Here is a 21,035-nt window from a genome sequence, read left to right as displayed (position 1 = left end):
GTATTCATTCGAATAGTCTAGGGCCGTTGCCCCTGAGGCAAGTTTTCGCCACAGCCTCCCTGTCTTTTGCACCATCGCCCTGCGCGATGGCTGCCCTCACCCGTTTTCGGAGTCGTTCCATGTTTCTCAGTCGATTTTCCATTGGCAAGCGCCTGACCCTCGTGCTTGGCCTGATCCTGGCGCTGTTCTTTGCGAGCAGCGTGGTGGCCGTGGTCAAGTTGGGCCAATTGGGCAAAGAGATCAGTGCCATGGTCGACGACAACATCAAGACCGAGCGCGCTGGCTCTGACTGGCTGCGTCACACCACGTCCGGCGTGCAGCGCGCAGCCGCCATTGCCAAGAGCAGTGATGCCAGCCTGATTCCGTATTTCGCCCCTGCCACGGCAGCGTCGATCCGCGACACCAACGAACTTCAGAAGTTCATCGAGTCCAAGATGGACAGCGCGGAAAAGAAACAGTTGTTCGCCAAGGTGGGTGAGCTGCGCAAGGACTATCTTGCTGCCCGGGAAGAGGTGAGCAAGCTCAAGCAGGCCGGCGATGCAGAGAGTGCCAACAAGGTCTTTACCGATCGGTTTGAACCCACTTCGCGCAGCTACCTGGCCGGTGTGCAGCAAATGGTGGATGGCCAGCGCGTCGAGCTGGATGCAGCTGGCAAGCGCAGCGAAGAACTGCGTGCCCAGACCACCTTGCTGCTGCAGATCTGCACCGGTGTTTCGCTGCTGCTGGGCGCCCTGCTGGCTTGGCTGCTGACCACCAGCATCACTCGCCCGCTGCGCCAAGCCGAGGCGATTGCCGAAGCCATTGCCGACATGGACCTGACCGGTGCGCCCCAGACCAGCTACGCCAACGACGAGACAGGTCACCTGTTGCGCGCGCTGGATGTCATGCGCAGCGCGCTGCACCGCTCGCTGCAGCAGGTGCGGGGTGTGGTGGACAGCATTTCCACGGCCAGTACGCAAATCGCCATGGGCAACCAGGACCTGAGCGCGCGCACCGAGCAGACGGCCAGCAGCCTGCAGGAGACCGCCAGTTCGATGGAGGAACTGACCAGCACCGTGCGCCAGAGCGCGGATTCCGCCGTACAGGCTAACCAGCTGGCGGTGTCGGCCGCGCAGGTGGCGCAGCGCGGTGGCGAGGTGGTGGCCCAGGTGGTGACCACCATGGACGAGATCAATTCCAGCAGCAAGAAGATCGCCGACATCATCGGCACCATCGACGGCATCGCCTTCCAGACCAATATCCTGGCGCTCAATGCTGCGGTGGAAGCCGCCCGAGCGGGGGAGCAGGGGCGTGGTTTTGCCGTGGTGGCCAACGAGGTGCGCTCGCTGGCCCAACGATCGGCCAACGCCGCTAAGGAGATCAAGACGCTGATCGGTGTGTCGGTGGAAAAGGTCGAATCGGGCGCTGCGCTGGTGCAGAACGCCGGGACCACCATGGGGGAGATCGTCAGCTCCGTGCGCCGCGTGACCGACATCATTGGCGAAATCAGCGCGGCCGCCTCGGAGCAAAGCCTGGGCATTGGCCAGGTGAACGTGGCGGTGGCGCAGTTGGACCAGATGACGCAGCAGAACGCTGCGCTGGTGGAGGAGTCCACGGCCGCTGCCGAGAGCCTCAAGGACCAGGCGTCGCGCCTGGCCGACGTGGTCGGAGCCTTCCGCCTGGGCGCGCCATCGAACACGCTGCGACTGCACTGAGCACCGCGCCAGCGCTGGCGCAGACCCACTGAGTACAATACCGCCCTTGCAAAGGCTGCTGTCCCGGCAGCCTTTTGCTTTTTCTGCCATCGGGACCATGTAGAGGACTACCATGTATAAAAACCTCGCCACCGCACTGCGTGCGGTCTGTGTGAGTGCGCTGTTCGGCGCCGTTTCCACCCCCACCGCTTTCTCCCAGCCAACGGCCGCAGCGCCCGGCACCGGGCCCGTCAAGGCCGGTTTCGTCTATGTTTCGCCCATCACCGAGGCGGGCTGGACGAAGCAGCACGACGATGGCCGCAAGGCCGTGGAGGCGGCCCTGGGCAAAGACGTCAAAACCACCTTTGTCGAGAACGTGGCCGAGGGCGCCGATGCCGAGCGCGTGATACGCGACCTGGCTGCCACTGGCCACCAGATCATCTTCACGCCCAGCTTTGGCTACATGGAGCCCACGCTCAAGGTGGCGCAGGACTATCCGAATGTGAAATTCGAGTCCATCACGGGCTACAAGACCGCGCCCAACGTGGCCACGGCCAACGCGCGGTACTACGAGGGCCGCTATCTGGCCGGTATTGCCGCAGGGCGCATGAGCAAGACCGGCGTGGCTGGTTTCGTGGCGGGCTTTCCCATCCCTGAAGTGCTGCAGGGCATCAACGCGTTCACGCTGGGCATGCGCTCGGTCAACCCGCAGGCCACCGTCAAAGTGGTGTGGCTCAACGTGTGGTTCGACCCACCCAAGGAGCGCGATGCGGCCATGGCGCTTTTCAACCAGGATGTGGACGTGATCGCGTTCCACACCGGCTCTACGGCCGTGATGGCGGCTGCACAGGAGCGGGGCAAAATGGCCGTGGCCTACCATTCGGACATGCGCCGCACCGGGCCGGATGCCCAGATCGTGGCCGTGACGCACCAGTGGGGCGGCTACTACACCGAACGTGTGCGCGCGGTGCAAAACGGCACCTGGAAGAGCTCCAACCTCTGGGGTGGTGTGCGGGAGGGTATGGTGCGCGTGGGTGACTTTGGCAGCAAGGTGCCCGGGGCCGTGCAGCGGGAGGTGCTGGCGGCGCAGAAGGCCATTGGCGCGGGCAAGCTGCAGCCGTTCCGCGCGGGCAAGGCCGCGGTGCGGGACAACGAAGGGCACGAGGTGATTGCCGCTGGCCAGGCGCTGGTCGATGCGCAGATCCTGCAGATGAACTGGCTGGTGGAGGGGGTGGTGGGCAAGCTGGCGCGTTGAGGGCTGGCTGGGCGTTGCCTCCGGGTGCTGGACTGCCGTGGCGCTGCCATAGTATTTATCTGCCCGGGCGTATGCCTGTAGCCCGTGGGCCCCGCTAAGCTAGCGCCCATGCCTGTATACCGTTCCGCCCTTTTGCGCTTTGCCGACGATGGCCGCGCCCTGTATGACGAAGATGGTTTGCTGGCCACAGGCCCGGATGCCCAGGGCCGCCAGCGGGTGCTGGCGGCAGGTTCGTGGCAGGCACTGGGCTCGCAGTATGCAGGCCAACCCGTCACGCAGCTTCCCGGCCGCATTCTGGCGCCGGGGTTTGTGGACATGCACATCCACTTTCCCCAGACCGATGTGATCGGTTCGCCCGCCGACGGCCTCTTGCCCTGGCTGGAGAACTACACCTTTCCCCATGAGTCGCGGTTTGTCGAATCCGGCTACAGCGAGCAGGTGGCCACGTTCTTCCTGGCCGAGCTGCTGCGCAATGGCGTGACGACGGCGCTGGCGTTTGCCACCTCGCACCCCACGTCGGTGGATGCGCTGTTTGGCGAGGCTCAGCGCCAGCAGATGCGCCTGATCACCGGCAAGGTGCTGCAGGACCGCCACTCGCCCGACGGTGTGCGCGACGACACCGAACAAAGCCTCATCGATACCGAAGCGCTGATCCAGCGCTGGCATGGCGTGGACCGCCTGGGCTATGCGATCACGCCGCGTTTTGCGCCCACCAGCACGCCTGCGCAGCTGCGCGGAGCGGGCGAGCTGGCGGCGCGCTACCCCGATGTGTGGGTTCAGTCGCACGTGGCAGAGAACCTCGACGAGATCCGATGGGCTCGCGAGCTGTTTCCCGCCTCGCGCAGCTATCTGGGTGTGTATAACGACTTTGGCCTGATGCGCAACCGGGCGGTGTACGCGCATTGCATCCACTTCGATGATGACGACCGCGCCCTGATGCGCGACACCGGCGCGGTGGCCGCCGTCAGCCCCACCAGCAACCTGTTCCTGGGCAGCGGCTTTTTTGACTACGCGGGTGCCGACCGCGTGGGCTTTGGCTACGGGCTGGCGAGTGATGTGGGCGGCGGCACAAGCTTCAGCCCGTTCCACACCATGCTGGCGGCGTACTACGTGGGGCGCGAAGGGCAGAGCAAGCAGGGCCTGAGCCTGTCGCCCCAGCAGCTGTGGTGGCAACACACCGCAGGGGCGGCCAAGGCACTGGGCCTGGCCGGGGTGGTGGGCAATCTGCAGCCCGGCTGCGAGGCGGATTTTCTGGTGCTGAACCCGCAGGCGACGCCCCTGCTGGCGCGCAAGACTGGCCAGGCGCGCAGCCTTGATGAGCTTTTGTTTGCGCTGATCGTGCTGGGGGATGACCGTGTGGTGGAGCAAACCGTGATTTCTCAAGCAAAATACGGCTCCAGCGCTTGATCATCAAGCGCTACCAGCTACGTATTTAATAGCGCCCGGTGGTTTGCCGACTGCCTGGGCCACAGCGCAGGGAGTTCTGCTATGAGCATCAAGAGCGACAAATGGATCCGCCGCATGGCGGCCGAGCACGGAATGATCGAGCCCTTCGAGCCCGGCCAGGTGCGTGAGGCCGAGGGCAAGAAGATCATCAGCTATGGCACCAGCAGCTACGGCTACGACATCCGCTGCGCGCCCGAATTCAAGGTGTTCACCAACATCCATAGCACGGTGGTGGACCCGAAGAATTTCGATGAAAAGAGCTTTGTGGATTTCGAGGGCGACAGCTGCATCATCCCGCCCAACAGCTTTGCGCTGGCCCGCACGATGGAGTACTTCCGCATTCCGCGCAATGTGCTCACCATCTGCCTGGGCAAGAGTACCTATGCCCGCTGCGGCATCATCGTCAACGTCACCCCGTTCGAGCCCGAATGGGAAGGCTATGTGACGCTGGAGTTCTCCAACACCACGCCGCTGCCGGCCCGCATCTACGCGGGCGAGGGTTGTGCCCAGGTGCTGTTTTTCGAGAGCGACAAGGACGACGTGTGCGAGGTCAGCTACCGCGACCGGGGTGGCAAATACCAGGGCCAGGTGGGCGTCACCTTGCCCAAGGCGTGAGCACCGGCCCGGCTGCGTCCTACAGCGCCTCAGCCCGTTGGCTGAAATGCAAGCGCAGGTAAGGTTCTTAGCATGGTGTCATGCCACCGGGGGTTCCGGTGGCCCCGGAGTCCACCATGCTGACCTTTGCTGCGATGACTGCACCCGCCAAGGCCCGGGGTGCTGCGCTTCCTCTACATGCCCCTGGGGAGGCCACAGGCGACCTGGCTTCGGCCCACGGCGCATTGCACTCCGCCGCCGTGTCCCACGCCCACTATTGGCCCTGTGAGCTGCTCAACGCCTTCATCCTCAAGATGGCCGCCACGGGCCACTGCGTGAACACCGCCATGATGCTGGGACACCGGCCCTACGCGCTCGAACAGCTGGCCGTGGCGCGGGCCGTGCAGGACCACAGCCTGAATGCGCTGGCTTTGCGGCTGCAGGCCTATTTTGACGCTGCGGCGCCTCAGGGCTGTGCCGTGGTGGCCGAGATCAGCGAGGTTTAGAGCCGGTTCTTGGCGCGGCTCCTGCACGCAGCTGGCCCTGGTGTGCGCTGACCGCCGTTCACGGGCTGCGGTCACGCCTCCACGCAGACCCTGTTGCGGCCCTGGCCCTTGGCCTCGTAGAGCGCCGCATCGCCCCGGCGCAGGATGTCCATGCTGCTGTCTTGCAGGCCGCGCATGCTGGCCACACCAGCGCTCACGGTGATGCGTCCCACCACGGGGTCGAGCTGTTCGGCCATGGCTTCGACCAGCGCCTGAGCGATGGCCTGGGCGCCCACGAGGTCGGTGTCGGGCAACAGGGCCACAAATTCTTCTCCCCCCAGCCGTGCGATCACGTCCGAGTTGCGCAGCCGCATCTCCAGCGTGCGGGCCAGCCGGCGCAGCACCTCGTCCCCGGCTTCGTGGCCATAGGTGTCGTTCACGCGCTTGAAGTGGTCCACATCGACCGTGATCAGGCTCAAAGGCCTGCTGCTGCGCCGTGCCAGCGCCAGGGCAAACGCCATCTGCGTTTCGAAACCACGGCGGTTGAGCAGGCCGGTCAGCGCATCGGTGCGGGCCTGCAGGTCCAACGCGCGGTTGGCGGCCTCCAGTTCCAGCGTGCGCAGGCGCACTTTTTCCTCCATGGCTTCGTGGGATGCCAGAAGCCGGTGTGTCATGCGGCCCAGTGCCCTGGACAGTTTGCGCACTTCGCGGCTGCTGTGCGCCTGGGGAATGCGGGTGCCGGGCTTGTCGGCTTCCACGGCGCTGGCGGCATCTGCCAGTGCGTACAGGTCTTCGCTCAGGCGGCGTGCCGCCAGCCACGCCAGCACCGAGGCCAGGAGTGCGGCAGTCAGTCCGATGACCAGCGCGGTGCGCACGGTGCGGTGGGCCTCGGCGAAAGCGAGTTCCACGGGCTCGCGGGCAACAATGCGCCACCCGAGGTCGCTGGCGCTGTTGCGTGCCTGCAGCGCGACGGTGGCCGTGAGGTAGCTGCGGCCGTCCATCCACCGCGCCACGGTGGCCGGGCTCGCGGTACGGTCGGTAGTTGGCGGTCTGCCCAGCTCGACCGGCAGGCGCTGCCCGGCTTCCTGCAGGGCCCGGGTCTTGCCATCGGGGGCGTAGATCAGCGCATCCTTGTGGTCAAAGACGAACAGTTCCACGGCCTGGTCGTCGGTGCGCGGTGGGGTCAGGCTCTCCATGACCTCCCGGGTCCATTCCCAGCTGCCATGGATACCCACCACGCCAATGGTGGTCGGGCCCAGGCGGATGGGCGCTGCAAAGTCGACGAAACGGTAGGGCTCGCCCGAAGGTGGCGGGGCCAGTAGCTGCTCCAGCAGCTTGGCCGGGTGGATATCCCCCACATGCAGTTTTTGCAGGCCTTCCCTGAACCAAGGGCGCTCTGCAACGCTCTGGCCCACCAGCAGGCCGCCCGTGGCAGTGCGCACTATGCCCTGGGCATCGGCCACGCCGATCCACACGCTGTGGGGCTGGGTGGCCTGGCTGCGCGCCAGCATGTGGTGGGCTTCGGGGCTGTCGAGCCCTTTGGTCCAGACGGCCTCGGCGGCGGCCAGAACCTCGGCCTCGCGGCTGCGCTCCAGAAGGCCGTTGGCCAGCAGCTTGCCCGCGTTTTCGGCAATCACCTGCAGGGCGGACCCGGCATCGCGTTCGATGCGCAGCTTGAGCAGTTCGCCAAAGGCAAGTGACAGCAGCACCGCAAGGCCGACCACCAACGTGCCGAACACCAGCGCGATCTGCGAGCGCAGGCTGTGGTCCGAGAACCGGAGCGGGCTCATGGTGTGGCCTGTGGGGGTGGGGCGGGTTGCCCGGGCGGCGCCGCGCCCGTGCCCAGGCGCATCGCCAGGCGGGCGGCAGCCAGGTCCCAGCCTGCCCAGCCGCAGCTTTTGAACAGCACCGGCCCAGCGGGCGGGGCACGCTCGCCCTGCAGAACATCCCGCAGCGTGGGCAGCGTGCCCACGTCGAGACCCGCCTGCAGCAGATCGCCCGCCTCGTGGCGCGCATCTTCACTGTCCACCACGATATGCCCGTGCGCTGCCACATGGCGGCAGAAGGCGGGCGCCAGTTCCGCCATGGCCGGGGTGAAGGCCCCCACCGCTGCCACAAAGGCGTCCGGCCGTGGCGGGGCGCTCAGCACCACGCTGTGCGCCGGGGTGCACACAGCGATCAGCGGGCAATACGGCAGGGCGGCGTCGGCATCTGCCACCGTGCGTGCCTGGACGCCCAGCGCGTGGGCCCGCCGGACCAGGGCCTCGGCGCCGGCTGCGCTGCGCGAGGCCACCCACACGTCGCGCACCCCCAGGCCCAGAACAAAGGCCTCCAGGTGGGCCAGGCCCTGCACGCCGGCACCCACGATGAGCAGCGGGCCCTGCCGATCCCGCGCAAGATGCCGCGCGGCCAGCAGCGACGCAGCCGCCGTGCGCCGTGCGGTGATGGTGGGGCCGTCAAGTACCAGGCGGCGTTCGCCCGTGGCAACGTCAAACACCACGACATCGCCCTGGATCGCGGGGCGGCCGGTGCCCGTGTTGGCAGGGGTCAGCGTGATGAGCTTGGCCATGGCCACATGGCTGTCGTTGGCGGGCATGACAAACAGGTTGCCCCCCTGGGGCAGCGACAGCACTGAGCGGGCAGGCACCGAGACCGTGTTGTCCAGCAGCAATGCTGCGATCTCGTCGGCCAGCGCATCCCACGGCAGACACGCCGCAGTGGCTGCAGCGTTCAGCGCACCCGGGGCCTGTGAAGAAGGGGTGATAGGCATTCGCCGACTTTACACAGCGGTGGCGGGGCGTGGGGAGCGGGCAAGCCCCGGGTGCCGGGCGGTGTATTCAGTGCGTAGCACCTGCACCGAGGGCTATGTCGCTCTGGTGGAGCACAGCGGCCCACAGGGCGGCGTGGATGCCGCGCACCATGTCCCGCAGCGCCAGATGGGGCGTGCCTTGCCCGGGCAGCCAGGGCACGTGCACAAACCCGCCACGGGCGCCCGCCGGGCCCACACCGTGCGCCTGCAACATCTGCATCAGCCCGTACAGCACATGGTTGCAGACAAAGGTGCCCGCTGTTTGTGATACCTCGCAGGGCACGCCAGCTTGCTGCACGGCACGCAGCATGGCTTTGAGGGGCAGGCTCGCAAAGTAGGCGGCAGGCCCGCCGGGCACCACCGGCGTGTCGATGGGCTGGGCACCTACATTGTCGGGAATGCGGGCGTCATTGATATTGATGCCCACCCTCTCCAGCGACAGCGCACTGCGCCCACCAGCCTGGCCCAGGCAGACGGTCAGCGCGGGCCGGTGGGCAATGGCCAATGCCCGCAGTTGATGCAGCGATTCGCCAAAGACGGTCGGCAGTTGCGCCGCCACCACGCGGTGGCCAGCGATGCGTTGCCCGTCCAGCGCCTCGGCGACCAGCCAGCTGGGGTTCAGGGCGTCGCCGCCAAAGGGGTCGAAGCCCGTGAGCAGGATCACCTTGTCGCCGGTGGGGGTGTAGTGGGAGGCATCGTGGAGCATGGGGCGGCCGAGGTTGGGGTCCATTGTGCAAATCCAAATCCGCCTGTGGGCACGGGCAGGCGGGCCATCGTAAACGGCCCACCAGGTTCCCGTGCCGCGTAACATGGCGGCCATGCCCTCCACACTGCGAGGGCGCTGGAGACACAGTATGAAATGGGAAGGCAATCGCGAATCGGACAATGTGGAAGACCGGCGCAGTGGTGGCGGCGGTTCGCCTGTTTTCGGGGGGCGCAACATTGGCATCGGCACCATCGTCATCGCCCTGGTGGGTGGATGGGTGCTGGGCATCAATCCGCTCACGATCCTGGGGCTGCTCAGCGGTGGGGGGCCGCCCGCACAGGTGCAGTCGCAAGGGCCGGCCCAGCGCCCGCCGGCCGACGACACCATGGCCCGCTTTGTCTCGACCGTGCTGGCCGATACCGAAGATGTGTGGCAGGCCGTGTTCCGCCAGGGCGGTGGCACCTACCAGGAGCCGCGCCTGGTGTTGTTTCGTGGCGCCACGCCCACGGCCTGTGGCACCGGGCAGGCGGCGATGGGCCCGTTCTACTGCCCGGCGGACCAGAAGGTCTACATCGACCTGGGCTTTTATGAAACCCTCAAGAACCGCCTGGGGGCGCCGGGCGACTTTGCCCAGGCCTATGTGATTGCCCATGAGGTGGGTCACCATGTGCAAAACCAGCTGGGCATCAGCGGCAAGGTGGACCAGATGCGCGGCCGTGTGGGCAAGGCGGAATACAACGCGCTCTCGGTGCGGCTGGAACTGCAGGCGGATTGCTTTGCCGGGGTGTGGTCGCACCATGCGCAGAACGCGCGCAAGATCCTGGAGCAGGGTGATGTGGAAGAGGCCATGAACGCAGCGGCCAAGATCGGCGACGACGCCCTGCAGCGGTCCAGCGGCGGGGCAGTGGTGCCCGAAAGTTTTACCCACGGCACCAGCGCACAGCGGCAGCGCTGGTTCAACAACGGCCTGCAGAACGGCAGCGTCAAAGCCTGCGACACCTTCGCAGCGCGGAGTCTTTGAAACACCCCCTGAGCCGCTTCGCGGCTTCCCCCCGCTCTCGCAACGCTGCGCGTTGCGGGCAGGGGGACGCAGCCAGCGCGGCGGGGCGGCCCTTGCGCGGCTGCCCGGGCATGGGCCGCGCCGGTTTTGTGGGGTGTGGATGACCTACGGAGCTATGGAGAACTGAGATGTCCCCTGCTGAGTCCCTGCAGCCTCTCCGGTCGCCGGGCATGGCCGCCGCGTGGTCGGCTGCGGCGGTCACGGTGCCCCACGCGGTGGGCCTGGGCCTGCTGGCCTTTGCGCCCCTGGCGGGCGAGCATTCCCTTGCCGCGCTGGCGTTGTGGTCGGCGGCCTTGCCGGGCCTGTTGCTGACGCTGGTGGTGCCGCGTGCGGGTGTTGTCTACGCGCCCACGACCGTGGTGGCGCTGCTGTTTGCGGCCGTGCTGGCCACCGCCCATGGTGCGGCCCCTGCGCTGGGCCTGAGTGCGCGCCAGGTGCTGGCCGTGAGCGGGGCCACGGTGGCCCTGGCGTTTGTTTTCCAGTGGCTGCTGGGTGTGCTGCGGCTGGCCTCGGTGGCGCGGTTCCTGCCCGTTTCGGTCACGCATGGCTTTGCGGCCGGGGTGGGGTTGTCGATGGTGGTGGGGCAGGTACGCAACGGCTTCGGTGCGGGGGCCGACGCCCTGTGGGACGCCCGCACCGGCTGGCACCTGCTGGCGGCGGCGGCCGTGGTGGGGCTGGCCTGGGGGCTGCGCTGGCGCTGGCCCCGGATGCCGGGGCTGCTGTCGGCCGTGGTCCTGGTGGCGTTGGCCGTGGCGGTGGCGGGGCTGTGGGGTGGTGGGCTGGGGGATGTGTTCGCTGCCGCCGTGCAGCCCAGCCAGTTTGCCGGCCCGCTGTGGCCGGACTGGACGGGCGTTCCCTGGATGGCACTGGCGCAGCAGCACGGGTCGGACCTGGTGGTGCTGGCGCTGTTGATGGCGCTGGTCAACAGCCTCGAGATTCTGGTTTTCAACCAGGAACTGGAGCTGGACCATGGCCTGCGCAGCAACGCCAACCTGACCTTGCGCCGCGAGAGCCTGCTGGGCGTGTTGTGCGGGCTGGCGGGGATGATTCCCGCATCCACCAGTGCATCGCGCTCGCGCATCGTGTTGGCGCAGGCGGGCCCGTCTCGCGATGCACCGCGCTGGCATGCCGGCATCATGCTCGGCGTGGCGGTCACGGGCGCCTGGTGGCTGCACTGGGTGCCCATGGCCTGCCTGGCGGGTGGGCTGGTGCTGGCAGGGCTCATGCAGGTGCCCGGCCTCATGTGGTCGCTGCGTTACGCGCAACGCTCGCGGGTGACCTGGGCGCAGAGCTGGCTGGTGGCGCTGGTGTTTGCCGTGATGGGCGGCGTGGGGGCTCTGGTGGCGGGTCTGGTGGTGGCTACCTTTGTGTTGCTGCACGACTCCGCCGCCAAGGTGCTGCGCCATGTGCGGCTGGATGGCGAACTGCGCTCACGCCGGCTGCGCCGGGCGGGGTCGGACACCTGGCTGGTGCCGCGCATGAACCAGGTGGCGGTGTTTGAGCTGCAGGGCGTGATGTCGTTCGGCGTGGCGGCCCATCTGGCCGAGCAGGTGCGTTTGCTGCTGCAGCCGCGCCACCGCTGGGTGATTCTGGATGCGGGCCGCGTGCCCGCCTGGGACAGCACGGCATTGGCGCAGTTGCGAGCGCTGGTGCGCGACCTGGGCCAGCAGGGCATTGCTGCTGCCGTAGCGGCGCTCGACCCGATGGCCGCCGAGCATGCGGGCGACCACGTGCGCGCCTTTGCCGACCTGGACCGTGCCTTGGAGTGGGCCGAGGCCGGCATCCTCTCGCAGCGCCCCATTGAGCAACGCCCCGCCCGGCCAGAAAGGGATCTGCTCGGTGAGATTGGCGAGGGCGTGCCCCGGGCGGCGGCCGAGGCTCTGATGGCCGTGCTGGAACCCCTGGCCGTGCCGCCCCACGGGGTGGTGTTCCGGGCGGGCGACACCGACCACGACCTGCTGGTGGTGAAGTCGGGCCACGTCACGCTGGTGACCCAGTGGCCGCCCGACAAGGGGCTGCGCCTGGCCACGGTCGGGCCGGGCATGGCGTTTGGCGAGATGGCGTTCCTCAACGGCGCTGCGCGCAGCGCCTGTGCGGGTTCTGAACGGGGGTCTGCGCACCTGGTCCGCCTGTCGCGGGCGCACTTTGATGCCTGGGCCCGGCAATACCCCGAGGCGGCGCTCACGGTGATGAATAACCTCGCCCAGATCGGGGCGAGGCGCCTGGCCGTGACCACACGCCAATTGCGGGCTGTGCTGGAGTAAGTTTTGAATAAAAATTGCCCCTGGCGATTGATGGATAAGCGCTGATAGCTATAAAAATAATAGTTCCTGGTGGAAGTGTGTTGGTCAGAAAGACGCGCCATGTACCACGCCCAAACTGCAAAAAATCGCTTTTTGGGCCACCGGTGCGACAATAGAGGGCTAAATGACAAGTTCCTTTTCCAATCTATCGCTGGCTGAACCGCTCGCGCGCGCCGTAGCCGAAATGGGCTACGAGTCCATGACGCCCATCCAGGAGCAGGCCATTCCGGTGGTGCTCACAGGGCAAGACGTGATGGGCGCAGCCCAGACGGGCACCGGCAAGACGGCGGCTTTCTCGCTGCCTCTGCTGCAACGCCTGCTCAAGCACGAAAGCAGCTCCACATCCCCGGCCCGCCACCCCGTGCGTGCCCTGGTGCTGTTGCCCACGCGCGAGCTGGCCGACCAGGTCGCCCAGCAGATCGCGCTGTACGCCAAGTACACCAAGCTGCGCAGCACCGTGGTGTTTGGCGGCATGGACATGAAGCCCCAGACCATCGAGCTGAAAAAAGGCGTCGAAGTGCTGGTGGCCACCCCAGGCCGGTTGCTGGACCACATCGAAGCCAAGAACGCGGTGCTCAACCAGGTCGAGTACGTGGTGCTCGACGAGGCCGACCGCATGCTGGACATCGGTTTTCTGCCCGACCTGCAGCGCATCCTGAGCTACCTGCCCAAGCAGCGCACCACGCTTCTGTTCAGCGCCACGTTCTCGCCCGAGATCAAGCGCCTGGCCAGCAGCTATCTGCAAAACCCCATCACCATCGAGGTGGCCCGCCCGAACGAAACGGCCTCCACGGTGGAGCAGCGCTTCTACAGCGCCAACGATGACGACAAGCGCCGTGCCATCCACCAGGTGCTCAAGACCCGGGGTCTGAAGCAGGCGTTCATCTTCGTGAACAGCAAGCTCGGTTGTGCACGCCTGGCGCGCAGCCTGGAGCGTGAGGGCCTCAAGACCACCGCGCTGCATGGCGACAAGAGCCAGGACGAGCGCCTGAAGGCGCTCGAGGCCTTCAAGAGCGGCGAGGTCGATCTGCTGGTGTGTACCGATGTGGCCGCGCGTGGCCTTGACATCAAGGACGTGCCGGCCGTGTTCAACTTCGACGTGCCGTTCAACGCCGAAGACTACGTGCACCGCATCGGTCGCACGGGCCGTGCGGGCGCGTCGGGCCTGGCGGTCACGCTGGTGTCGGGCAGCGATGCCCGCCTGGTGGCCGACATCGAGAAGCTGATCAAGAAGAAGATCGAACTCGAAGCCATCGAATACGAAGAAGACCAGCCCCGTGGCCGCATCAACGACGGCCGCCGCGCCTGGCGCGAAGCGGGCGAGACGGGCGATGGACGTGATGCCATCTCGGCGGCCCCGCGCCGCGAACGTGAACGCGAACACCGTGGTGGCCGCGAATCCCGCGAGCCGCGTGAACAGCACCGTGGCTTCCGCCCGGCCGTTGCCTCGCGCGATCCCTTCTTTGAGAAGCCGTATGAGGCCAGCGCCGCTGCAGATGCAGCGCCTGCCTGGGAGGCTGCCAAGTCTGCGCAACGCAGCAGCATCTCCGCCAACATCAAGCCCAAGCGCAAGGTGGCCGCACTGTTCAAGGCCGCCCAGCCAGAAACCTCGGTGCAATAGTCAAAATCAGGCCTTTTCAGGCCTGTAGCGCTTTATGGATAAGCGCTGATAGCTATATTTTTTGTAGCAATTGAATCACCCTCAGCCTGAATGCTGACGGTGGTCGGCCCGGAGGGTCGGGGCCAGCCCGCGCAGCAAGGGGGCGTCGATGGCGCCGAAGGGCACGGACCGCCCCCCACGCTGCTGCGCAAACCGCTGCGCAGCCTCCGCATCGGCAAAGGCGGGCAGGTTGCCCGCCCGCATCGGCCCCATGGCCGAAGACCCTGTCACATACACCGCCTCCTGCGCGTTCAACCAACCACCCGTACCGGTATCGGTCACATACCGGGCCACGATGGCTTCGGCCGTGCGGCCCCGCGTGTAGTGGGCCACGTTGCCCAGGTACAGCATGAGGCTGAGCGGCGAGTCGAAAAAGTAGGCGTCCCCGTCCGCAAAAATGACCTGCGCCGCCCACGCCCGTGCGCGTGCCGGGTACATGCCACACACCGGGCAGCGCGCGTCGGCGGGCACCTCGCGCGCAGCGGCCAGGGGCTGGCCCAGTGCAGGGTCGTAGGGCGTGGGTGGCGCCACCACACACACATCGTCGCCAATCCCCTCCAGGGCCGCGTTGCCGGAGGGGCGGGGCGGGGTGTGCTGGGGCCATTGCCATGCCACCAGGCCTGCCGAGCCCAGCAGGAGGGCTGCGAGCGCGGTGCGCCGGGTGGTGGCGTGTGGGCGGGGCATCAGCGCGGGCATGGGCGGCTCACATCCGCGTGTCGTGCAGTGCCCCGCCGCTCAGGTCCACCATGGCGGGCGTGATCTCGGCAAAGCGCAGCACCTTGCCGCCGTATTCGGCGGCGAACTTCTTCGCGTCGGCCTCTTGCGCAAAGCTGCCGATGGTGGGGCCCATGGAGCCGTGGCGCTTGCCGCCCACCACGTAGAGGGCGGTCTTGCCGTCGATCCAGTGGCCCTGTGGTGCATTCCAGTCGGCCTGGCCCATGTCCTGCACGTACACGGCCTGCACGGCGCGCACTTGTTCGCCGGCCAGCAGGGTGCTGAACAGTTCCACCGTGTCGCAGAAGAACGAGGGCTTGTCCTGCCCCGCGAAATGCACCTGCGCCTTGGGGCCGGGGTAGTCGGCCAGCAGCATGCCGTCGAGTTCGCAACTGGTGGTGCGGTCGATCTCCACGGGTTTCAGGGACTGCGCGCTGTTGTCCGCCTGGCTGCAGCCGGTCAGGCCCGTGAGCGTGCCCAGCGATGCGAGGGCCGCCCAGCCCAGCAGTTGGCGCCGTGTGGCGCACGCGCATTGGTATTGGTTGTGGGATTTTTTCGTCATGGCTTGAATCTCCAGCTCGCCAGGCCCAGGGGCACCACGATCCAGCCCGCCATCACCGCGCCCATCAGCCATGGCTTGGCCAGGGCAGGGGGCACGATGCTGGTCAGGCCGTACAGGGTGCGCACGTCGTCGAGCGAGAACACGTTGAGGATGCGGAAAACGTCGGCCGGGTTGAGCAGCAGCAGGTAGGCCATGGCCTCGCCGCCCACGCTGCCGCCCGTGGCCACCAGGGCGCCCAGCAGCAGCAGGTCAAACACCAGCACAAAAAAGAACCAGGCGGCAATCGCCAGGCCTGAAGCGCGTGTGCGCTCGTGCGTGAGCACCGAGAGCAGCACCGCCATGCTCAGGAACGCCAGCCCCAGCAGCACCGAGCTGAGCATGAAGCCGCCGTAGTGGAACAGCGCAGCCCCGCTGAACTGCCGGACCAGCAGCACCGCCACCAGGCCAAACCCCGCCAGCGTCGAGAGCGTGAGCGCCGCCGCCAGCCCCAGGTACTTGCCCAGCAGCAGCTCCAGCCGCGTGATGGGCAATGACAGCAGCAGATCGAGCGAGCCGCGCTCGCGCTCGCCCACGATGGCGTCAAAGCCCAGCAGCAGCGCGATCAGCGGGATCAGGTAGATCACCAGGCTGACCAGGCTGGCGATGGTGAATTCGATGGAGCGAAAACCCACCGTGCCCTGCTGTGCGCCGCCAAAGTAGGCGATGGCCAGCGAGAACACGGTGAACACGAGCGCCACGGCCAGCACCCAGCGGTTGCGCATGCGGTCGCGGAACTCTTTGCCCGCGATGGTGAAGATTTGTTGGAATTCCATGGCTAGCCCTTGCGCAGGTCGAAGTACACATCCTCAAGCGAGGGTTCCTGGATCTGCAGGTCCTGCAGCGCGGTGCCCAGCGGTGCCAGCGCACCCAGCACGGCCATCTTGCTGCCGCGCGGGCAGTCCACATGCAGGCCTTCCGGCGTTTCCGTCCCGGTGACGCCGGGCACGGCAGAGAGCAGCCCCAGCGCGGCAGGCCGATCGGCCGCGGCCAGGGTGAGGTGGATGGTCAGCGGCATGTGCGCCTGCTCGCGCAGTGCCTGCACGCTGCCAAGGGCCTGCAGCTTGCCGGAGGCCAGGATGGCCAGGCGGTCCACGCGCTCCTGCAGTTCGGCCAGGATGTGCGAGGTGATGACGATGGTCACGCCACCCGCCTGCAGCCCGCGCAGCGTGGCGTAGAAGTCGCGGATGGCCTGCGGGTCCAGGCCGTTGGTGGGCTCGTCGAGCAGCAGCACCTGGGGCTCGCCCAGCAGGGCCTGTGCAAACCCCAGGCGCTGGCGCATGCCCTTGGAGTATTCGCGCACGGCGCGGTTGCCCGCGTGGGCCAGGCCCACACGTTCCAGCAGCGCGGGGCATTGCGCGAGGGGCGCACCCTTGAGGCGGGCGAAGAAACGCAGTGTCTCCAGCCCGTTCAGGTTGTCGTAGAGCACCACGTTCTCGGGCAGGTAGCCCAGGTGGCGGCGGGCGGCACGAAAGTCGCGGCCCTGCACCGTGGCGCCGCCCACCCGGATCTCGCCCGAGGTGGCGGGCGTGAGGCCCAGGATCATCTTGAACAGCGTGCTCTTGCCCGCGCCGTTGTGGCCAATGAGGCCAAAGATCTCGCCGCGCGCGATGCGCAGGTCGATGCCGTCCACGGCGTGCAGTGCGCCGTAGTGCTTGTGCGCGCCCCGCACCTCGATGGCGGGGGGCTCGCTCAGGTCAATGGGGGGAGGGTTGCGTGTCACGCTGAAAATTCCGTTGGGGTTGGTTCGGTTGCATGCGGGGCTTGGGGTCCACCACGGTGGGCACGCGCAGCACCGGAAACTGCTGGCCCACCAGGCGCAGTGCCTGCACGGCAGGGCTGGCCAGCAGCAGCTTGATGGCGGGGTGGCGCCAGGTCAGGCGGTCCACCATGTCGTTGGCCTCGTAGGGCACGTCGCCCATGCCGTTGCCGTCGCGGTCCCAGCCCAGGTAGTTGCTCCAGTGGTTGCCGCCTTCGGTGCCCCAGCGCTCGTCGCGGGTGCCCACATAGCGCACCTGCTCGCGGTTGCCGATGAAGTCATTGCCCTCAACCTTGTTGCGGGTGGAGCCTGCAGACAGGTGCACGCCCACGGTGTTGCGTGTGACGAGGTTGCCGCGCAGGGTGACGTACTCCACGTCGTAGATGAAGAAGCCCCGGTTGTTCTCGGCCACCACGTTGTTCTCGATCACCGAGTCCTGCATGGTGCGCAGCATGATGCCGTGGTCGCTGTTGCCCCACGCGCGGTTGTTGCGCACCACCTGGTCGCGCACCTCCATCAGTGCCAGGCCGCCCCGGTTGTAGTAGGTGTCGTTGTCTTCCCACAGGTTGTAGTAGGAGTTCATGTAGTGCGTGCCGTAGCGGCTGTGGTGCAGTCGGTTGCCCCGGAACACGGCGTGGTGCGATACATCCACATACAGCGCGTCGCGCACAAAGCTGATGTGATTGCCCTCGATGCGCGCGCCCGTGGTGTTGTACAGCTGCACCCCGTTGCCACGCTGCGACGAGCCCACGTCGCGCAGGCCGGTGATGGTGTTGTGCAGCACTTGCACGTCGTTGGCCTTCTCGATCCACAGGCCGAACAGGTTGTAGGTGAGGTCGTTGTGGCGGACCACGGCGCGGTGCGCGCCAGGGAAGATGTAGATGCCCGCGTTCTGGTCCTTGAGGCTGGTGCCCGAGTCGCGCACGATCAGGCCTTCGATCACCACGTCGGGCGCGGTGACTCGGATGGTGTCGCCCGCCTGGCCGCCGCTGAGCGTGGGGCGGTCGATGCCGCGCAGGGTCAGGGCCTTGTCGATGCGCAGGTTCACGCGGTAAAAGCCCCGCTGCACCTCCACCGTGTCGCCCGGCGCGGCGGCCGTGATGGTGCCCTGCAGGTCCTGCCCCGGGCGAACCTGCACGGTGGCAGCTGCGGCAGGAAGCGCGGTCCACAGTGCCAGGGCCGTGGCAACCGCAGCGAGTGCAAGGGGGGACTTCATCACGCAAGTCCCACCACGGCCTTGATGGCCAGGAAGAGTGCTGCGCCGATCAGCAGGTTCTTGAAGCCCACGTAGCTCAGCATGTCCATCACGCCCGCCCGGCGGTACTGGTCGCGCCACCAGGGGCCGTCCTTCACATAGCGCTTGCCCGACAGGCGGATCAGCACCTCGTACACGCTCCAGCCAAACCACCAGCCGATGATGGCGCCCGACGACAACGTGCCCAGGGCTGTCATCACCCAGGCCACGCTGGCGGCCACGGCGAGCGAGAAGCCCGCGATCTGCAGCGCGCGCCGCGAGGCCCAGCCTTCGCGGCTCCAGGGCCACAGGTGGTCCACCAGCTCCAGCCAGATCCAGCGCAGGCCTTGGCTTCCAGCCTTGTGGGCGGGGTGTGCAGGCGTTGTGGGCATGCGTGGGTCGGGCCCCTGGGCGGCCTTGGCCGAGATCTGGTCCTGCACCGTGGCAGGGTGGATCGGGATGAAATAGCCGTTCTTGCCGATGGGCGTGATTTCCAGACCATCTTTCTCGCGGCGCTTGCGTTCCTTGGCCAGGGGCGGGCAGCCCTTGGTGTCGGTGTACAGAATCATGCAGTCGAGGCAGTGCAGGCATTCGCGGTGATCGATGCGGCCGTCGGCGTCGATGGCCTGTGCACCGCAGCCCACGGCGCAGGCCTTGCAGCTGTTGCAGTCCTGCTTGCGCTTGAGGCCAAACCAGCGGAACGTGCTGGGCATGGCCAGCGAGGCGCCCAGTGGGCAGATGTATTTGCAGTAGGGTCGCTCGATGAAGATCGAAACGCCCAGGATGGCCGCCACAAACAGGCTGTAGGGCCAGGCGCGGTTCAGCACACCGACCAGGAAGGTCGTCTTGAACGGTTCCACCTCGGCCAGCTTCTCAGCCAGGCCCATGGAGAACATCGACACCGCGAGCAGCCCGAAGAACACCGCGTACTTGACCCACTTGAGCCGGTCGTGCCACTTCTGCGGCAGCTGCGTCTGAAAGCGCTTGAAGCCCACCGCACGCGCGATCTTGTAGATGCCCTCCTGCAGCGAGCCAAACGGGCACATCCAGCCGCAGAACAACCCGCGCCCGAACAGGAACACGGTGACGATGATGAAGATCCAGAACAGGAAGATGAACGGGTCGGACAGGAAAAGCGACCAAGTCCACTGGAACAGCAGCGCGTGGAACCAGGTCAGCACCTGCGTGATGGAAGGCTGTGCCATGGCGCCAAAGCCGATCCAGCCGATGCTGAGGGCCCAGAAGCTGTACTTGAAGGCGTTGACCGGCCACTTGTTCTTGTGGGTGGACAGGCGCGTGAGCTTCTCGCGCAGGGCGTACACCACGGTGACGGCAATCAGCAGCGCGGCGAACAGCGCAATCTCTACCGCACGCGACTTCCACACGCGCACCCAGGGGGCGTCGGGCTCGTTGATGGTGGGGCGCCCGCCTTGCAGCATGGCGGCGGGCAGCCAGTAGGGTGTGTCAAAGCTGGTGAAGCTGCGTGTGCCCGTGGCCCGGTCCACGCGGTTGCCCAGAAAGCTCAGCTTCCACGGGTAGGCGGCCGAGAAGGCGGGTGAGCGGATGATGAAGATGACCGATTCGTTGTAGCTGGGTGCGCCTGCGGCCTCGATGCCATACAGGTTGAGCGCGTCCAGGTCGCGGAAGGTGAATGAATCCGCGCCTTGGCGCACCTGCACGCGGTCGTAGATGCCGCCACGCACAAAGCCCGAGCCCTTGAACGATTCCTTGCCGCCGGTGCGGACGATGAAGAAGGCGTGTTCGCCCTCCTTGAGCTGCAGGCGCAGGTTGTTCCAGCCGTTCTCGCCCAGCAGGCTCTTGCCAATGTCGGGGTGGTTCAGGTCGCCAAACCACAGCTCGATGAATGGGTCGGGGCCCTTGTCCAGGCCCACCTGTTCTGGCAGCACCCGCAGGCGTTGCACGGTGCCTTGGTGCACCAGCTCGGCCCAGCTCAGGCGCTTGCCGGTTTCGGCATAGCGTGCGGGCTCGCGCACCGTGGGTGCGAGGATGCCCACCTGCCGCGCCACGGCCGAGCCCGAGGCCATCATGACCTGGTTCTGCGCGATGACGGTGACGGTGGCGCCCGAGATGGCGTCGAGACCCAGCACGTTTTCATCAGGGCGCGACTGGCCCACCTCGATCTTGTCGGCCACCGACTTGCCCAGGTACTGGGCGTTGAACTTCAGCAGCGCAGATTCAGGGATGCCCAGCAGCAGGATGGGCTCGGAATGCTTGAGCACCTTCACGCCCACAAAGCGGCCTTGCGTGTCCATGCCGATCAGCGTGACCACGGGTTTGCCGGAGTAAGCGGGGGTGTCTGTGATGTCGGTGGACAGCATCACATAGCCCAGCAGCTTCTTTTGCGCGCTGTCGTTGTCGTAAGCCTCTACGTAGGGCGGCTGGCCCTTGCGTTCAGAGAAATGGCTGGCGCCGGGAAACACGTCCTTGCACGGCACCAGCGCGCACATGTCGCGCGCGGTAGAGAGTTCCGCAGGCAGTTCGGCCTCGTAGGCGCCTGCCGCAGCATGCGCGCGCGGCGCCAGCCAAAGTGCTGCCAACAAGACCAGAAGAAGCGTGGCGAACTGCCGACGGAGGGAAATCATGGGACTATCTTTTTGATAGCTGCTAGAGCTTATTCATCAGGCGCTAGCGGCCAATATGATGCGAAGTGGAGCGCAGTCGTCGCAACTGGCGCGCCCCAGGCCAGGGATGCAGAGCAAGGGCCGCCCCGCAGCGAGT

At 66.8% G+C, this 21,035-nt stretch carries 17 protein-coding genes; 8 read left to right on the top strand and 9 right to left on the bottom strand.

Going from position 1 to position 21,035, the window contains the following annotated elements; all coding sequences use genetic code 11:
- Positions 1 to 119: 119 nt before the first annotated feature.
- From ASE52_RS19585 to ASE52_RS19565, 5 genes are all read left to right on the top strand, one after another.
- Positions 120 to 1,694 (top strand): methyl-accepting chemotaxis protein, encoded by a 1,575-nt coding sequence (locus tag ASE52_RS19585; RefSeq protein ID WP_057228634.1) that lies wholly within the window; start codon positions 120 to 122, stop codon positions 1,692 to 1,694.
- Between the two features lie 112 nt (positions 1,695 to 1,806).
- Positions 1,807 to 2,928, top strand: a complete 1,122-nt coding sequence (locus ASE52_RS19580) for a BMP family ABC transporter substrate-binding protein (RefSeq protein ID WP_057228632.1) — start codon at positions 1,807 to 1,809, stop codon at positions 2,926 to 2,928.
- Positions 2,929 to 3,036: 108 nt separating this feature from the next.
- Positions 3,037 to 4,335, top strand: coding sequence for a guanine deaminase (guaD, locus tag ASE52_RS19575; protein ID WP_057228630.1), 1,299 nt, complete (start codon positions 3,037 to 3,039; stop codon positions 4,333 to 4,335).
- Positions 4,336 to 4,416: 81 nt separating this feature from the next.
- The gene (gene dcd / locus ASE52_RS19570) at positions 4,417 to 4,989 is read left to right on the top strand and encodes a dCTP deaminase (RefSeq protein ID WP_010461637.1); all 573 of its coding nucleotides are present in this window, start codon (positions 4,417 to 4,419) and stop codon (positions 4,987 to 4,989) included.
- Between the two features lie 116 nt (positions 4,990 to 5,105).
- Positions 5,106 to 5,474 (top strand): hypothetical protein, encoded by a 369-nt coding sequence (locus tag ASE52_RS19565; RefSeq protein ID WP_057228627.1) that lies wholly within the window; start codon positions 5,106 to 5,108, stop codon positions 5,472 to 5,474.
- A 71-nt stretch (positions 5,475 to 5,545) separates the two neighbouring features.
- Here ASE52_RS19565 and ASE52_RS19560 read toward each other — a convergent pair whose 3' ends face one another.
- The 3 genes from ASE52_RS19560 to pcp all read right to left on the bottom strand — a co-directional run bounded on the left by ASE52_RS19560 (position 5,546) and on the right by pcp (position 8,968).
- A complete protein-coding gene (locus tag ASE52_RS19560) occupies positions 5,546 to 7,243 on the bottom strand; it encodes a diguanylate cyclase (protein WP_057228626.1) in 1,698 nt (565 codons plus the stop codon).
- Positions 7,240 to 8,223: a delta(1)-pyrroline-2-carboxylate reductase family protein gene (locus ASE52_RS19555; RefSeq protein WP_198928139.1), complete on the bottom strand. Its 984-nt coding sequence runs from the start codon at positions 8,221 to 8,223 to the stop codon at positions 7,240 to 7,242. Before ASE52_RS19555 ends, ASE52_RS19560 begins: the two co-directional genes overlap by 4 nt.
- Positions 8,224 to 8,290: 67 nt before the next feature.
- A complete protein-coding gene (gene pcp / locus ASE52_RS19550) occupies positions 8,291 to 8,968 on the bottom strand; it encodes a pyroglutamyl-peptidase I (protein WP_057229613.1) in 678 nt (225 codons plus the stop codon).
- A gap of 148 nt (positions 8,969 to 9,116) precedes the next feature.
- Between pcp and ASE52_RS19545 the strand changes: the two genes are divergently transcribed.
- The 3 genes from ASE52_RS19545 (at position 9,117) to ASE52_RS19535 (ending at position 13,952) form a co-directional block, all read left to right on the top strand.
- Entirely contained in the window at positions 9,117 to 9,989 is an 873-nt protein-coding gene (locus tag ASE52_RS19545) for a neutral zinc metallopeptidase (RefSeq protein ID WP_057228624.1), read from the top strand.
- A gap of 167 nt (positions 9,990 to 10,156) precedes the next feature.
- Positions 10,157 to 12,292: a SulP family inorganic anion transporter gene (locus ASE52_RS19540; protein ID WP_057228622.1), complete on the top strand. Its 2,136-nt coding sequence runs from the start codon at positions 10,157 to 10,159 to the stop codon at positions 12,290 to 12,292.
- Between the two features lie 163 nt (positions 12,293 to 12,455).
- Positions 12,456 to 13,952 carry a DEAD/DEAH box helicase gene (locus tag ASE52_RS19535; protein ID WP_010461626.1) on the top strand — a complete coding sequence of 499 codons (1,497 nt, stop codon included), beginning with the start codon at positions 12,456 to 12,458 and terminating at the stop codon, positions 13,950 to 13,952.
- 81 nt (positions 13,953 to 14,033) lie between these two features.
- On the opposite strand, the gene ASE52_RS19530 is transcribed toward ASE52_RS19535, so the two are convergent.
- The 6 genes from ASE52_RS19530 to ASE52_RS19505 are packed head-to-tail and all read right to left on the bottom strand — an operon-like array spanning position 14,034 to position 20,899.
- On the bottom strand, positions 14,034 to 14,675 hold the full coding sequence (locus ASE52_RS19530) for a nitrous oxide reductase accessory protein NosL (RefSeq protein ID WP_241777063.1): 642 nt from the start codon (positions 14,673 to 14,675) through the stop codon (positions 14,034 to 14,036).
- 19 nt (positions 14,676 to 14,694) lie between these two features.
- Positions 14,695 to 15,267 (bottom strand): nitrous oxide reductase accessory protein NosL, encoded by a 573-nt coding sequence (locus ASE52_RS19525; protein ID WP_057228620.1) that lies wholly within the window; start codon positions 15,265 to 15,267, stop codon positions 14,695 to 14,697.
- Positions 15,264 to 16,079, bottom strand: coding sequence for an ABC transporter permease subunit (locus tag ASE52_RS19520; RefSeq protein WP_057228618.1), 816 nt, complete (start codon positions 16,077 to 16,079; stop codon positions 15,264 to 15,266). The genes ASE52_RS19525 and ASE52_RS19520 overlap by 4 nt, the downstream gene beginning before the upstream one ends.
- Positions 16,080 to 16,081: 2 nt before the next feature.
- Complete coding sequence (locus ASE52_RS19515) at positions 16,082 to 17,026, bottom strand: ABC transporter ATP-binding protein (protein ID WP_082606957.1); 945 nt, start codon at positions 17,024 to 17,026, stop codon at positions 16,082 to 16,084.
- Complete coding sequence (locus tag ASE52_RS19510; RefSeq protein WP_057228615.1) at positions 17,001 to 18,278, bottom strand: nitrous oxide reductase family maturation protein NosD; 1,278 nt, start codon at positions 18,276 to 18,278, stop codon at positions 17,001 to 17,003. Before ASE52_RS19510 ends, ASE52_RS19515 begins: the two co-directional genes overlap by 26 nt.
- Positions 18,278 to 20,899: a NosR/NirI family protein gene (locus tag ASE52_RS19505; RefSeq protein ID WP_057228613.1), complete on the bottom strand. Its 2,622-nt coding sequence runs from the start codon at positions 20,897 to 20,899 to the stop codon at positions 18,278 to 18,280. The genes ASE52_RS19510 and ASE52_RS19505 overlap by 1 nt, the downstream gene beginning before the upstream one ends.
- Positions 20,900 to 21,035: the final 136 nt, after the last annotated feature.

This window comes from Acidovorax sp. Root275 (genome assembly GCF_001428965.1).
Classification (GTDB): Bacteria; Pseudomonadota; Gammaproteobacteria; order Burkholderiales; family Burkholderiaceae_C; genus Acidovorax; species Acidovorax radicis.
This window is presented reverse-complemented; position numbering and strand designations above follow the sequence as displayed.